Source organism: Bacillus altaicus (assembly GCF_042136375.2).
GTDB lineage: Bacteria > Bacillota > Bacilli > Bacillales > Bacillaceae_G > Bacillus_A > Bacillus_A cereus_U.
In genome coordinates, this window is sequence record NZ_CM143394.1 from 2,567,302 (window position 1) to 2,581,885 (window position 14,584).

Below are 14,584 nucleotides of genomic sequence, written 5' to 3' on the forward strand. Positions count from 1 at the left end.
TATGTTACAGGAGGTTTTTTACTTTATGAAAAGAAAATATGTATGGTTTATAGGCGGTTTGATAATTGTAATGGGGGTTTTATGGTCATTGTTCCGACCAGAGAAATTATTTATTGATAAGCAAGTGAATGAAGCATTGCCACAAACAGAAGTACAATCAAATGAAACAAAGCAACAAAGTGATCGAGTAATAAGTGAAGGAAAGTTTCAAAATGGTGTTCATGAAACAACTGGAACGGCAACAATTCATCAATTAGCGGATGGAAAACGTGTTTTACGACTTTCTGATTTTAAAACATCTAATGGGCCGGATGTGCGAGTTGTATTAGTTCCTACGAATCGTTTGAAAAATAATGAAGACGTGAAAAACTATCAGTATATTGAATTAGGAAAACTAAAGGGGAATAAAGGAGACCAAAACTACGAAATTCCTCAAGGGATAGATGTGAGTGCATATGGTTCGGTTTCTGTTTGGTGTAAGAGGTTTAATGAAAACTTTGGTGCTGTTTATTTTAAGAAGTAAATATGGACTTAAAAGTGGGTTTGGATTAATGGGAGTCATTGTAGCTGTCATGATGATTCGTGGCTGGGGCAAGGGACTTTTACGAATAGTATTACTCATGTTTGTGTATATGTTAGTAGCGATTCTATTATTTGCAGTTATTGACTACCGCGTTTTGGCGTCTGCGGCATATGGATTTATCTTTTTGATTGGAGCACTATTTGATTTTCCGCATGGAGTGAAATTTTTTGAGCAGATGATGTACTGGACGATTGTAAATCAATATATTAGTATGCTAGGAGCATTTCTATGGAGTGCGACTGCTTTAGTATATCAACGCCAAACACGAAATGCTTGTCCGTATTGTGGCCGAAATAGTAATCCCTCTAAATGGACATCACAATCCTCAGCAGCATCTTGGGGGAAATGGTGCACTTACATTGCCATTACAATTCCTATCTGTTATTCCATAACAAGATGGTGTTGGGCGATGGGCATTCCACTGGGAACTACCAAAGAATTACTTGAATCTTTTGAACGTGATTCACCTGGAATTTGGTTAATGGGTGCGTCCTTGGCTACCGTAGCTCTCGGAGGGGCAATTCTTACGTTAGGGCTTATTCAGCCCTAGGGAGAAATTTATCCGCGCGGGTTTCCATTTATTGCTGGTAGGCGTGTACCTCTTTCATTAGCGATTATTCCTGCTTCACTGGTTTCCATTATGGTTACTTCAGCTGGTTTGATGTACATCCGGGGGGGTTGTTATTAATAAAGGGGGCCTAGATCATAGGGGATGGGCATTGGAAGGTCCAGAGTTATTATGGCCAATTTGGGGAGTGGCTCTGTTTGGTGCTACGATTGCTTATTATTATCGGAGGCGTGGTACGTGTAAATATTGCAAACAGGTTTTAGAGTGAAAATTTATTCAATGCGGGAGCGTACTGCCCGCGAATAGCAGAATAAATAATGTGTTACAGGAAAGCAAAACTCTTTTATAACTTAATTTTGAAGGAACAGATACTCTTTTCCTTTTATCGACTCGTAAAGAAGTATGAAAATCAGAATTTATAATTTAGCTTAAAGGAATTGCAATAAGCACTCTGAATAGTAATATTAAGTATATAAAAAAAGAGAAGAACTCACCAATGTTCTTCTCTCTTTTTATATGTAATTAGGGTTTCCATAACTATAGATATGGATAGAGTAAATTAATGGATGAATAATTTACTCTTAAAATTATAACAGAACAAATAAAGATTTTGATATGTAATATTGCATCTTATAACCAACTTTTATACTGTTATAATGATAGAGATAAATTCTACAGCATTTTTCGAAGTACTGAACTAAACAGCAAATGAACATGAAATTTCTCGTAAATAAAAAAGGAAGAGAATAATAAAAATTCTCTTCCTTTTTTATATGTTCATAGATTTAGTGATATAGGAGAGATGTCCGGATTAAATTTCAACTACATAATTCTTCCAAACATCCAAATAAAAGGTATCAAAAATACTAACACATTTAATAGTATCCCGATTTTCGCTCCGATATTTTTATCTACTTCATAGGAAAAAATAGCTAAGATAAATCCAATTGGACAAAGAAATACAGGTAAAAGTATAGAAACTCCAAAAAATTCAGTTAAAATAATTTTGTATGAAACATTAACAATAGATAAAATCAATAAAACAGGTATTAAAATCGGTATAATTGTACCTATTCTCTTTTCCTTTATCATAATATCCTCTTTTTTATTCAAATAAAATACATTGACCTATAAATAGTAAAGAAAAAACACTGTCATTATAATCTGTACCCTTTGTAAAGGACATTTTTAAAAAAGTTAGGCAACATCAAGAAGATGATTTCTGTATCCAACAGGAGTCATCTTTTTTAAATTCCATTGATATCTATAGTGATTATAGTACGTCATATATTTCTTAATCTCTTGTTTCAACTCAGTAAAAGACTCGCAAGGTTTTATATGTGCTTCATCTTTCAGATGACCAAAAAATGATTCTTGTGGAGCGTTATCCCAACAGTTCCCTCTTCTTGACATAGATTGTCCGAGCTTTAGCTTTTTGACTAATTTTTGGTAGGTAGGGCTTGTGTAGTGGGCTCCTTCATCTGAATGAATATATGCACCTTCAGTCAATCGAATCCTCTTATTCCGTTTTAGTTTATGAAGAGTTGTTGTTACGAGGTCTAATGTCATCTGTTCTGAAACATGGTAAGCTAAAATTTCATTGGTTGAGCCATCTAAAATTGTAGATAAATAAGCTCTTTTATTCTTACCGTAAACTAAATAAGTGATATCTGTAAGAAGCGTTTTCCTGGGGTGTTTTGTTTAAATTCTCGATTTAATTGATTCGGCACTACTCGATGTTCTTTTGAAGCTTTCAGCATTCTTTTATAAGGATTTGCTTTCCGAATCGGACAGATAATCTCATATTTTTTCATGATTCTACGGATACGCTTTAAATTGTAGACAACTTGAAAATGACCCACCAATGTCATTTTTATTTGACGAGCCCCTTTCTTTCGATTTCTAAATCGAAGTGCTTTTAATATGATTTTTTTCACGATTTCATCTTGATTGTTCTTTTGTTTCCGTTGTTCTTGAGATGAAATGGAAAAATAATTATAGTATCCCGAACGGGATACACCAGCTACTTTACACAAATAACTCACCATATTTCTTAAGTTATATTTTATGATGACAGAACGAATCAGGATATATTTCTGACTAGGTGATAACGTTATTTCCTTCTCATCCTCCCTTCCATAAGTTTGATCTTTTTTAACAATTCATTTTCTGCCTTTAGTAAGTTCCGTTCGGCTTCTAAACGAGCATACTTCTCTTCTAACGTAAGCTCTCTCTCAAGAGTTCTTCCCGCGTTTTGGGTGCGTGTATCTCGCAAACCAAATACACCATTTTTTCTGTAAGCAGCACGCCACCTACTTCCTGATGACATAATTCGTTTCATTCCAATCATATCTATATCAAAACCACATTCTTCAAAAATATTTCGAGGTAGTTTTCCTTTCTCATTTTCCTCAATAAAAATACGCTTAAATTCATCTGTATAAGTGATACCTTTCTGACTTACAGATTTTATGAAGGGGTTATTTGATAGAATTTGAATGTCTCTTTCTGTAAATAGCTTTTTTGTCATTTTGAACTTTCTCCGATCCCAATTTTCTCTCATTATACAAGAAATACCCTATAGAATAGACTTTTTTTCAGTGTCTATTCTATAGGGTACATTTTATTAAGCTAGTGTTTTTTGTTTTCTTCCTTCTTGATAAGAAGTTTATAAATTATAAATTATTGCTGATAAGATAAATACAAATAATACATAGTTATATATTTTCGCTGTGCCATTCATTATTTTCACTACATTACTTAATAATCCAATTGTACAAAGACTGAATATCACCATTGTGGATCCTATAAAATTAATTGAATATCATTAATAAATGTTATATTTTAAAAAATTATATAAAATTACAATAATTTCATGTGAATTATTTTCGTATCAAAGGGTACACCTTTTGAAGTGGCGTGATTTCTATGAAAAACAATGTGTCAAAAAGTTGGAGATAACATTTTGAAGTAGGGGTACCGCCACATGCCCATTAACCTAGCAGAAGAGCTTGTCCCAAAAATGATAAAAACTATAAAAGACATAAAACAATAAACACGTATTTCATATTTACTTTTGTTGTGGCCGATAAAAAGCATCTACCAATTGATTATACTCGCTTCTTGAAATTTCTTTATTATACAGTTTAATTAATAACTCTTTATGCGCCTTCGAAAACGCTATTTTATCAATAAATTTTGGATACATACGATCATTTTCTCCCCGTCTGATAAATTATTCTGTTGAATTTCGTCTGTTTTCCCTGAATATTTTAAAAAATAAACCAACAATGTTTTATGAAATATTACATATCGAAATGATTGGACATTTTATAAGCGCTTACTATTACGAAAATGACAAAAACCCTTCATTTCTCCTATGAAGAGGGTGAAGCAAAAACATTAAACCATTATATTTAAAGTTTAATCTACATGAATCGACAAGGAAAGACTTTTTTAGACGAAATTATACATAATTTTATGTAATTGTACATATCCAAATAAAGTAAAAGTGTATTTAAAGTACCATTATATTATATTGAAAATATTTTTTAGTAGGAGGTTCATATGGATTAATTAAGATTATTATAGTTAATGTTTAATTATTAAAGTTAAATTATTTTAATGAAAATGAGTATGGTGAACTTTAAATAATAAAAAGAAAACAAAAGCGGAACCTTTCAATAGAAAGTAGGAATGAAGTTGTTATTTAAAGTATTAATGAAGATGATGATGTTGACTTTGTTAACGATAGAAAAGTTAAGCGCCCATAAAGGGTGCTTTGTTCTTTGTTATATATAAATTACAGAATAAATAATAATATGAATAAAATAGACAATTGGATTAAAAAAGTGTATATATCTCTTTGGTGATTAATTCAAACACAGTCCGATGCGAAAAAAAGATTTAATAAGACAATGGAAAACGGATTTACAGGAGATTTCTAAAGAAAAGGAGAGAAAAAAGAAAAAAAGAAGCGTAAGAAATACTATATTCCTGGTAGCTCATTTCATTTCATGACTAGCAAGTTCTTCTAAAAATGAAGGAGCAAAATATTGATATAATTCCGCAGTAAATAATTGGAGTTCATCTTGAATTGAAAGATTCATAAAAAATGCCATCCTTTCTGCATACTTCTAAAAAAATAATAGCGATTTTTTTACTATATAGATACAAATTTATCTTAACTTGATGGTGATATATGGTGACGCTGCATCCATCAAATTAAAAGACTATTCTTGAAGTTGAAACCACATTGTTATTTTCTTATGTTAATGAGAATAGCAATGTGGTTTTTATGAAATATGCACCAAAAACTTTATAGTAATAATTCTGATGTTACCTCTCTAGTTATTAGGATATTTTTTCTTAATATATGCAAACTAAACATACTATAAAAGGTACATAGAAAGTGAGGGAATCATGGCTAAATTTTTGACGCGTTTAAAATATAGAGACAATCCTAAGTCATGTTCAATACGAGGAAATACTCATTTTCAGGAAAAAAATATTGAAAACTCCCTCTTAGACGCTGATTTATCCAAAAACATAGCTGATATTCAGAATATATTTCGTCAAGCACCTGATTTAGTAATTCGGCGGTTTCAAATAACAGTAGATGGATTAGAAGCAGCTTTAGTATATTTATCTGGATTAACAGATAAAGAATTGATTCAAAATCATGTTCTAAGTCCTTTGATGCATAGTGATTTTGATACCGATACAGAACTTCCAATTCCATTAGGACAAATTAAGATTATTAATACATTGAGTCAGATTGAAAATGCTATTTTTGGGGGAGATAGTGTTTTATTAATTCACAGTCGAACAACAGCACATCAACTGGATACAAAAGGATGGCCACAAAGAAGTGTTGAAGACGCTCATAACGAAATAGCTCTAAAAGGTGCACATCAAGCATTCATAGAAACGGGAAGTCAAAATATCGCAATGATTCGAAGGTATATTCCTTATCGTGAATTAACGATAAAAGAAATAGTAATTGGTGTACGAAGCAAAACCAGAATTTCTATTTTATATTTGAAAGATGTAGCTTCTGAAGATGTGCTGAAGGAATTAGAAACACGAATTCAAAATATTACAGTCGACGCTGTTGCTAGTAATGGCGAACTTATAGAATTCATTGAAGATAACCCTTACTCACCGTTTCCGCAATTTATATTAACTGAAAGACCTGATTTGGCAGTATCTCACATTCTACAGGGCAGATTTGTAACTGTAATGGATCATTCGCCTAATGTGTTAATTACTCCAACAAATTTTATTTCCTTTTTTCAAGGAGTGGATGATTACGGTACAAGGTGGTTAGTTGCTTCGTCTATTCGGGTGCTTCGTTTTATCGCCTTTATGATTGCTTTATTTTTACCTGCGAGTTATGTTGCGTTTATTTCCTTTAATTTTGAAGTTATTCCTGTAGAGCTGTATTTATCTATTGCAGAATCAAGAACGCGCGTACCCTTTTCTCCAGTTATGGAAGCATTACTTATGGAAATAACATTGGAAACGATGAGAGAAGGGGCTTTAAGGATACCTACTCCGATCGGTCAGACAGTTGGAATTGTAGGTGGTATTGTTATTGGACAAGCGGCTGTTCAAGCGGGAATTGTAAGCAACATTATGATTATTGTTGTTGCTGTTACCGCCATCTCTTCTTTTGTTATCCCTAATTATGATATGGGAGCGGCAGTAAGATTTTTACGTTTTCCGATGATGCTAGCAGCTGCCTTATTTGGAATTGTTGGACTTGTTATCGGATGGATGACATTAATTGGACATCTAATCAGCCTTGAATCGCTAGGTACCCCTTACGGAACGCCATTAGCACCGTTTCGCTTTGCAGATATGAAAGATGCTTTTGTACGCTTTCCTTTATGGGCAATAAGAAGACGTCCTAAGGGTAAAAGAGCCATTCAATCTATTCGACAAGGAAAGAATCATAATAAAAGGTGAAATTATGAAAAAGTATGCCTATAATGAAATCACTCTTATGCAGTATATTGTTTTAATCAATGGAATGCAGGTGGCCACTGGCGTTTTATCGCTTCCCCGCGTGCTTGCAGAAAAAGCTGGAACAGATGGATGGATAGCAATATTGATTGGTTGGATATTCTCCACAATATCAGGTGTATTTATAGTGAAAACTGCTGCAAGATATCCCGAGGACACGATTTATGACATTCTTATACGATTGTTTGGAAAAATAGTAGGGAAAGCATTCGTTGTTATTTACATGATGTACTTCGCTTTTTATTCTTGTGTCGTTCTTGTGAACGCTATGCTTTATCTTAAGGGATGGCTTCTTCCAAAAACGCCTGACTATCTCGTTATCTTTTTATTTTCGATTCCTACCTTTCTTGTCGCACGTAACGGCCCTCGTATTATAGGGCGGTACTCCGAACTTACTTTTTATATGATGCTTTGGATTCCGTTATTTTTTTTGATACCTCTTAAAGAGAACGGAAGTTGGATGCCATTCTTTCCGCTCTTAAAAGAGGGGTGGAAACCTATATTTACGGCTGTACCGACCACTATTTTTGCTTATTTAGGATTTGATATTGCGTTCTTTTTATATCCCTTTTTACAAAAAAAACAGTATGCAGTCCATGGAATGGTTATTGCAAATACTTTAACGATGTTATTTTATTTATTTGCTACTTTTGTTTGCTTTGCCTATTTTAGCCCTGATAGCATTACGCAATTTAACCAACCAGTACTAAATTTACTTAAAGTAATTGAGTTTCGTTTTTTAGAACGTTTTGACATGATTTTATTGGCTCTTTACTTACCCGTTGTTTCCACAGCATGGATTCCCACCATATATTGCGCTGTATTTTGTTCAAGCCAATTACTTGGAAAACAAGACCACAGCTCTCATGTAGTTATTCTCTTATTGCTCATTATTGGATTCATATTTTGGACTCATCCTAGTTGGAATGAAGCCGAAATTTGGCAACAGGTATTATCGAATGCTGGATTAGGATTAACCTATATATTACCTATCATTTTATGGCTGTACTGCTATCTATATGAGAAGTTTCGCCAGGGGAGGATACATTGAAAAGAAAAGTACTATGTTGTATTTTGTTATCGGTATTCATGATGACTGGATGCTTTGATCAAACAAATGTTGAAGACGTTTCTCTTACTCTTGTTCTTGGTATCGATTTAGATCGTAATGATAATTTATTAGTGTATATATCAAGCCCTGTTTTCAATAAAGAAGCAAAGGTAAAAGAAGAAACTACTGTTGTGAAATCTGCTACGGTTCGAAAATCTAGAGACCAATTTGATGCTACTGTTATGGCACTTACCTCGGGAAGTAAAACACAGGTTATTTTAGTTGGAAAACGGTTACTGAAACAAAAAAATTGGATGAAATATCTCGATCCATTTTACCGAGATCCCAAAAATACAGTTACCACAAGGGTTGTTGCTGTAGATGGACCTGTTTCGGACGTCATCTTTTATAACCCAAAAGATAAGCCGCGTCTTCCTCTATATTTAACAAAACTAGTTGATACCGCCTCTTTAAGAAATATCACAGTAAAAACAAATCTTCAAGAACTACATGAACAAATAGCAGACAAAGGGTTAACAGCAAATATGACTGAGATGAAAAAAACGAAAAAAATATTTGTGACAGGTACAGCTTTGTTAGATGAAAAAGGAAGGTATAAATTAACACTAAAATACGATGAAAACAAATTATTACGCATTCTGCAACAAAGAACTACAGGTGATTTTCCATTTACAATTGCAATTAAACTAAAGTCGAATAGCCAGGATAAAGATTGGATAAGTTTTACTGCATATAATATTAAAGTAAAGACAAAGGTAAGATATGATAATAAGTTTATATTTAATACAGATATAAAGATGAGGGTCGGCATTACAGAACGGCTTTTTTTGTTCAATACAAGAAAGGATGCAGCAAAATTACAAAAGGCGATTGAAACTAAGCTGGAAGCTGATTTCAATCAATTAATAAAGAAAATACAAACTGTCAAAATCGACCCTATTGGGCTTGGGAGATATGCAAGAACTTACACATATCCAGAATGGAAAAAAGTCCAAAATAAATGGAATAATGAATTAGCAAAGGGTGATGTAAACGTCAAGGTAAATGTGAAAATTGGTGCGATGGGAACGATTAAGTAACATGAGTCCAACTGAAATTTGTACTAAAATTGCAAGTACCTTCTATTTTAGTAGGGGAAATATCTTTAATAGGTTTCCGCCCCATCACAATCGAGTTAAGCAAAACAAATACCCTAAAAATAGAAAATTGGCATCTCCAGGTGAAAAGGTACATTTTTCTATTTTTGGGTGCTATAAAATTCTTACGTTGATGGGCATGGGGTCACTATGCCATTTCGTCCAAATTGTACGTTTAGACACAATTTGGACGAAAATTAACCGATTCCCTGTACGTTAAGGAATCGGTATTTCGGCTGTTTTTATAATACAGGTTAAAATAAACAGCACTGTAGACTAATTGCTATGGTGTTTTAGCAGATGAAATAACCCATACTTTATATAGCCAAGGTTCATTATTTACGTCTATTTCTGTATGAACTTTAAAATGAGGGACCTCAGCTAATTGAAAACAGAGAGCGTAGGCAATTGGATATTCATCTGAACAGCTCCATTTCTTAAATGTTTTCGATATAATAAATTATAATATTATCTGTTTTGATTATCTTATATTGAGAGGTACTCTATAAAATTTAAAAATGAATTTGTAATAGATTGAAAAAATTATGATTTGGGTTATCTCTTTGGGGTAGTGTATTTTTGTTAACTTGATGGGAAAAGTACATAAAACCAATGACTTCCAAACATACTAATGAAATATTTTGGGGGTGAGTTTTATGGAGAAAAAAGACTTTGAAAAAGTTTATAATGATTACTTACATCAAGGGGAAGAACAAGCTCAATTGGAAGTAGCCAGGGAAGTCGATTCAGGAGCAGAACAAATAGTTGCAGTTCGTAAAAATGATGAAGGTGATTTAATTGCTTTTAAAACAAGTAGCGGTAGAGAGTTAGATTATATTACTGCTCTTGATGAGGCAAAATCAGGGAAGTTAGCTCATGTGGATGTATTTCATAAGTATGGCAGGGATATTATACGTAGTGAACCTGACGGTATGAAAGAAAATAACTTAGACAATTTACCTTCTTTTTAAACGGGTAAACCTCAAGAAGAGAATGTTAATTTGGATATTCTCTTCTTTTCTTTGCTAAGTTTTCCCTACAAATAGAAGGTTCATTTCTAGAGTGAAATCTCTTTTTTAAACAGCTCTCTAAATTTCTCTCTATCTTCTGCTGTAAATGGTTTTGGCCCCTTTGTACGCTTGCCGCTTTTTCGAACCATTGCACTTAAATAACGTGTTTGTAACAATTGGTCGATGTTTTCATTCGTATACTTATAGCCTTTATGGTGTAGAACGATACAGCCTTTTGCTAAAGCGAGCGAAGCAAGACCGTAATCTTGCGTTACGATTAAATCTTCTTTTTTTGCTAATTGCATAATCCGGTAATCCGCAGCATCTGCTCCGGAATCAACATAAATTGTTTCCACACCTGCAGGCTGTTCCGCATTAGAATAATGAGAGAAGCTAGTAACGAGGGTAACAGGAATTTCCGCATTCGTAGCTTCAAAGATAATAATATCTTTTACAGGACAAGCATCTGCATCAACGTAAATTTTCATTTTATCACTCCTATAAAGTGAAACTTTAATCAGTGGGGGTTTTGTTCATCCACCACTGATTATTAGTTGAACCAATCGGGCGTTTACGGGCAGTTGATCCCTCACCTAACTTCTTTGCTTTTGCTGAATTTTGAGGTGGGGGTCTTATTGCCCACAAATAGCGGGATAAATAGGTTCGTGTTGATAATAATGGTAGATTTATCTTTTGTCAAACGAGATCTCTTTACCTTATGTTATTTTTCACAAACCAAAATTGCCTCACGCAAACGAGAAATACCTTCTTCAATTTGATCAATATTCACTTTCCCGTAAGATAAACGAATATAACCATCTTTCGCGCCGAAAATACTACCTGGCATAAAGGCGATTTCTTGTTTTAAGCTCTGCATAATGAGCTGTTTTTCGTTTATCGGTTCGTTTAATTTCCCCCATATGTATATACCGCCGGTCGGGTTTGAGAAAGAGATTTTATCGTGAAGTTTTTCGTTTAGGGCACGGACGATAATGTCTCTTTTTTCTGCTAGTTGTTTTCGTAAAGGAACTATATGCGACTGAAATGGTACGGTTTCGAAAAATTGCTGCATAAGCCATTGCGGGAATATACTCATTCCTAATTCCATTTGGTGACGCGCATCTGATAATCGTTCGACTACAGACTGCGGGGCGACAAGCCAGCCAACTCGTAACCCTGGCGCAATCATTTTTGATAAGGAATGTACATAAATGACAGTTCCGTTTTCATCAATCGATTTTAAAGTAGGGCAAGGTTGTTTATTTTCTAACGTAAGTAAACTAGACGGATCATCTTCAACGATCGCAATACGTAAGTCTGCGCAAAGTGATAACAGTTTTTTTCTACGGTTTGGATGCAGCATCGTTCCCGTAGGATTTTGGAAATTTGGATTTAAAAAGATCATTTTAATACGATGCTTTCTATATAACTCTTGCACATCATCCGGATTAATACCATGCTCATCGACAGGTAATGGGAAAATACGAATACCTGCTGATTGGAATAACGGTAATGAGTAGCAGTGAGAGGGACTTTCGAAAGCAACTGCATCACCTGGGTTTAATAAGCATTGCACGATAAGGTGAAGTGCTTGCTGCGCGCCAGATGTAATCATAATCGATTGTTCAGTCGCTTCAACCTTCAAATATTTTTTCATATATTTTACTACCGCTTGTCTTAGCGGGAGATACCCTTGCGGATGATCGTAACTTAATGACTGTGTTAACGGTTGTTCTCGTAAAATCGTTTGTAGTTGATCGTGAGGATAGAGGTTACAACCGAGCTCTCCGTTTGCGAAATCTATAATGTTTTCATTTTGCTGTACTTCTGCGCGAATATGGCGAAGTAACGGTAAGTTTGGTAAAAAAGTACCACCCTCTACGAAACCCCTCCAGTTCGGCGTTAATGTTGGAGAAACGCCCCACATATGTGTACTCACACGTGTACCTTTACCGGTCGTACTTTCTACAATTCCCATTGCGCGAAGTTCATTATAAGCAGTCGTTACCGTACTTCGGTTTACATTTAACTGCGTAGCTAATTTCCGTTCTGAAGGGAGGAAGCTACCTGGGGGAAGCTCTCCGTATGTAATACGTCTTTCAATAAAGTCAACAACTTGCTGATAAATTGGGATTTTACTGTCGTTATCTAGCTTCCATTCCATACAAACGCCTCCGCAAATCTTATATACATCAAGTATAACAAATTGGCTGGGTAAAAAAACAGCCAATTGGACGGTGTTATATCCAGCCAATTTTACTATGCTAAATAGGGAAGGGGAGATTCGGATGAAACGATGGCAAATGGAATGGCTCCTAGTATCAGTAGCTTTAGTATGGGGAGCAAATTATACAATTGGAAAGTATGGCGTGGCATTTATGTCATCCATTCAATTTAATAGTTTACGATTTTTAGTAGCATCACCGGTATTATTACTTATTACATTTATTATGGAACGCTCATTACGTATTGAAAGAAAAGATTGGTTACGATTACTAGCAGTCGGTATCGTTGGAACGACAATGTATCAAACGATGTTTATGCTATCTGTGAAATATACTTCAGCAACGAACGCCTCATTATTAATTGCGATGTCACCTATTTTCACAGGGATATTAGCAGTATTGCACAAACAAGAACGTTTTTCGATGAAAGTACAAATTGGTTCAATAGTAGCCTTTGTTGGTGCAGCATTCGTTTTATTAACAGGGCATTCAGGAGGAGCAACTTATGAGTATGCGTGGCTCGGAAATGTAATTGGATTAGTCGCAGCAGTTGCGTGGGGATGGTATCCAATTTTAGCGCAACCACTTATTACAAAATACTCCGCAATGAGAGTCACATCATGGTCTACTTTAATTGGAATTGTACCACTCGTTGTATATTGTTTATTCAATGTAAATACGTTAACGTGGCCAGTAGATATGCCAAGCTGGGGATCACTAGCATATTCAATTGTCTTTGCGACAATTTTCGGACTCGCAATGTGGTATGTAGGCATTAGTAAAATCGGCTCAACGAAAGTAATGGTTTATATGTACCTTGTACCATTGTTCGCAGTTATCTTTGCGGCTGTAACAATTGGAGAACAAATAAACATGATGCAACTAGTTGGCGGGCTTATAATCTTTATCGGTTTATATGTTGTGAAAAAAGGCGGAATAAAAAAGCCAGCTTTAAATTTGAAAAAAGTAAGCTAATAGCGAAAAGGATCTCTTTCATATAGAAGGAGATCCTTTTTGTTTTTGTAATAAAAGCGCTTGTTCAACGGCCCATTTTTGATGATCGTGAATTAGAAGTTTAACAGCAAGCGATGGAGACATCCAACTTAAAATATGATCCTCCTCATAGTTTTCGGTTTGCTTATGTACCATGTTCGCAATGTAAAAGAACCCATCATTTAAATAATACGTGTCTTCATTTTCTGCATAAAAATATCGCGCTGCATTACCGATATACTGTTCAATTTCAATTGTCCATCCTAATTCCTCGAGTAATTCACGATGCAAACATCCTTCTTTTGTTTCATTACCTTCCATACCGCCACCTGGTAAAAAGTAACGTTCTCCATTTTGAATGATAGCTATGTTTGAAGTAGTTGGATCAAAAATAACCGCATAACAGCTCGGCCGTAATACATACTGAACAGTAGGTTTTTTAGAACCAAATGTGAGTTTCGAAATCATAAAACACGACCTTTCTCTATAAAATACATAAAAGGGATAATAAGGTAAATGTCGAATTATATTAAGATAATCATAGTTGATTGGAGTGATAACAAAATGATAAATCGAAAGTGTTCCAGATGTAAAGAAATAACAGGGACAATACATGGTGGTAAAAAAATTAATGAAGAATTTTTATGCGAAGATTGTCTTCAAAAAGGAATTGCGAGTGGGGAAATCGAATTATCACAAGTGGAGAAAGAACAAACTTCGTATCTTTCTATAAAAATATTAAAAATAATGAGTGTTATTTATTTAATAGTATCTATTATAACCACTTTTTCTGCTGGAGCACTTATACAGGATCCGGGGCTTGGTGGAATATCATTTTCGATAACAGGTGCAGTTGGTGTTATGATAATTGGATCGATATTCCAATCTGTTCTTGTATTTTGTGGTATTTGGGTATTCATTCTTTTAGTCGAAACGGTTATTAAAATATATGAGAAAATGAAGTGAGTGA

The 14,584-nt window shown here is 34.4% G+C and carries 12 protein-coding genes and 2 pseudogenes; 8 read left to right on the forward strand and 6 right to left on the reverse strand.

From position 1 onward, the window contains the following. Positions 1-25 precede the first annotated feature (25 nt). Together ACE38F_RS13410 and ACE38F_RS13415 are read left to right on the forward strand one after the other, a co-directional pair. The gene (locus ACE38F_RS13410; protein WP_375371204.1) at positions 26-523 is read left to right on the forward strand and encodes a DM13 domain-containing protein; all 498 of its coding nucleotides are present in this window, start codon (positions 26-28) and stop codon (positions 521-523) included. Positions 524-539: 16 nt separating this feature from the next. Continuing rightward, positions 540-1,419: pseudogene (locus ACE38F_RS13415) on the forward strand (hypothetical protein); the annotation flags it as partial. A gap of 554 nt (positions 1,420-1,973) precedes the next feature. On the opposite strand, the gene ACE38F_RS13420 reads toward ACE38F_RS13415, so the two are convergent. The 3 genes and pseudogenes from ACE38F_RS13420 to ACE38F_RS13430 all read right to left on the reverse strand — a co-directional run bounded on the left by ACE38F_RS13420 (position 1,974) and on the right by ACE38F_RS13430 (position 4,359). After that, positions 1,974-2,243 (reverse strand): hypothetical protein, encoded by a 270-nt coding sequence (locus ACE38F_RS13420; RefSeq protein ID WP_375371203.1) that lies wholly within the window; start codon positions 2,241-2,243, stop codon positions 1,974-1,976. 105 nt (positions 2,244-2,348) lie between these two features. Beyond that, positions 2,349-3,681: pseudogene (locus ACE38F_RS13425) on the reverse strand (IS3 family transposase). Positions 3,682-4,221: 540 nt separating this feature from the next. Then, on the reverse strand, positions 4,222-4,359 hold the full coding sequence (locus ACE38F_RS13430) for a hypothetical protein (protein ID WP_000283272.1): 138 nt from the start codon (positions 4,357-4,359) through the stop codon (positions 4,222-4,224). A 1,214-nt stretch (positions 4,360-5,573) separates the two neighbouring features. Between ACE38F_RS13430 and ACE38F_RS13435 the strand changes: the two genes are divergently transcribed. The 4 genes from ACE38F_RS13435 to ACE38F_RS13450 all read left to right on the forward strand — a co-directional run bounded on the left by ACE38F_RS13435 (position 5,574) and on the right by ACE38F_RS13450 (position 10,357). Beyond that, positions 5,574-7,121 (forward strand): spore germination protein, encoded by a 1,548-nt coding sequence (locus tag ACE38F_RS13435; RefSeq protein WP_375371367.1) that lies wholly within the window; start codon positions 5,574-5,576, stop codon positions 7,119-7,121. A 4-nt stretch (positions 7,122-7,125) separates the two neighbouring features. Then, positions 7,126-8,229 (forward strand): GerAB/ArcD/ProY family transporter, encoded by a 1,104-nt coding sequence (locus ACE38F_RS13440; RefSeq protein WP_016105286.1) that lies wholly within the window; start codon positions 7,126-7,128, stop codon positions 8,227-8,229. Continuing rightward, positions 8,226-9,329, forward strand: coding sequence for a Ger(x)C family spore germination protein (locus ACE38F_RS13445; protein ID WP_016105285.1), 1,104 nt, complete (start codon positions 8,226-8,228; stop codon positions 9,327-9,329). The genes ACE38F_RS13440 and ACE38F_RS13445 overlap by 4 nt, the downstream gene beginning before the upstream one ends. Positions 9,330-10,042: 713 nt before the next feature. After that, on the forward strand, positions 10,043-10,357 hold the full coding sequence (locus tag ACE38F_RS13450) for a DUF3892 domain-containing protein (protein ID WP_375371368.1): 315 nt from the start codon (positions 10,043-10,045) through the stop codon (positions 10,355-10,357). Between the two features lie 86 nt (positions 10,358-10,443). On the opposite strand, the gene ACE38F_RS13455 is transcribed toward ACE38F_RS13450, so the two are convergent. Together ACE38F_RS13455 and pdxR are read right to left on the reverse strand one after the other, a co-directional pair. Beyond that, complete coding sequence (locus ACE38F_RS13455; protein WP_375371369.1) at positions 10,444-10,884, reverse strand: YaiI/YqxD family protein; 441 nt, start codon at positions 10,882-10,884, stop codon at positions 10,444-10,446. Between the two features lie 233 nt (positions 10,885-11,117). Then, a complete protein-coding gene (gene pdxR, locus ACE38F_RS13460) occupies positions 11,118-12,560 on the reverse strand; it encodes a MocR-like pyridoxine biosynthesis transcription factor PdxR (RefSeq protein ID WP_375371370.1) in 1,443 nt (480 codons plus the stop codon). 124 nt (positions 12,561-12,684) lie between these two features. Between pdxR and ACE38F_RS13465 the strand changes: the two genes are divergently transcribed. Next, complete coding sequence (locus tag ACE38F_RS13465) at positions 12,685-13,596, forward strand: DMT family transporter (RefSeq protein WP_016105281.1); 912 nt, start codon at positions 12,685-12,687, stop codon at positions 13,594-13,596. An 18-nt stretch (positions 13,597-13,614) separates the two neighbouring features. Here ACE38F_RS13465 and ACE38F_RS13470 read toward each other — a convergent pair whose 3' ends face one another. Then, complete coding sequence (locus ACE38F_RS13470) at positions 13,615-14,082, reverse strand: NUDIX hydrolase (protein ID WP_016105280.1); 468 nt, start codon at positions 14,080-14,082, stop codon at positions 13,615-13,617. 96 nt (positions 14,083-14,178) lie between these two features. Between ACE38F_RS13470 and ACE38F_RS13475 the strand changes: the two genes are divergently transcribed. Further along, entirely contained in the window at positions 14,179-14,580 is a 402-nt protein-coding gene (locus ACE38F_RS13475; protein WP_375371371.1) for a DUF3980 domain-containing protein, read from the forward strand. Positions 14,581-14,584 lie beyond the last annotated feature (4 nt).

Excerpts from the sequence above, each read along its gene's own strand:
- ACE38F_RS13410 (WP_375371204.1), top strand. The coding sequence starts at position 26 with ATGAAAAGAAAATATGTATGGTTTATAGGCGGTTTGATAATTGTAATG.
- ACE38F_RS13420 (WP_375371203.1), bottom strand. The coding sequence starts at position 2,243 with ATGATAAAGGAAAAGAGAATAGGTACAATTATACCGATTTTAATACCT.
- ACE38F_RS13430 (WP_000283272.1), bottom strand. The coding sequence starts at position 4,359 with ATGTATCCAAAATTTATTGATAAAATAGCGTTTTCGAAGGCGCATAAA.
- ACE38F_RS13435 (WP_375371367.1), top strand. The coding sequence starts at position 5,574 with ATGGCTAAATTTTTGACGCGTTTAAAATATAGAGACAATCCTAAGTCA.
- ACE38F_RS13440 (WP_016105286.1), top strand. The coding sequence starts at position 7,126 with ATGAAAAAGTATGCCTATAATGAAATCACTCTTATGCAGTATATTGTT.
- ACE38F_RS13450 (WP_375371368.1), top strand. The coding sequence starts at position 10,043 with ATGGAGAAAAAAGACTTTGAAAAAGTTTATAATGATTACTTACATCAA.
- ACE38F_RS13455 (WP_375371369.1), bottom strand. The coding sequence starts at position 10,884 with ATGAAAATTTACGTTGATGCAGATGCTTGTCCTGTAAAAGATATTATT.
- pdxR (WP_375371370.1), bottom strand. The coding sequence starts at position 12,560 with ATGGAATGGAAGCTAGATAACGACAGTAAAATCCCAATTTATCAGCAA.
- ACE38F_RS13465 (WP_016105281.1), top strand. The coding sequence starts at position 12,685 with ATGAAACGATGGCAAATGGAATGGCTCCTAGTATCAGTAGCTTTAGTA.
- ACE38F_RS13470 (WP_016105280.1), bottom strand. The coding sequence starts at position 14,082 with ATGATTTCGAAACTCACATTTGGTTCTAAAAAACCTACTGTTCAGTAT.
- ACE38F_RS13475 (WP_375371371.1), top strand. The coding sequence starts at position 14,179 with ATGATAAATCGAAAGTGTTCCAGATGTAAAGAAATAACAGGGACAATA.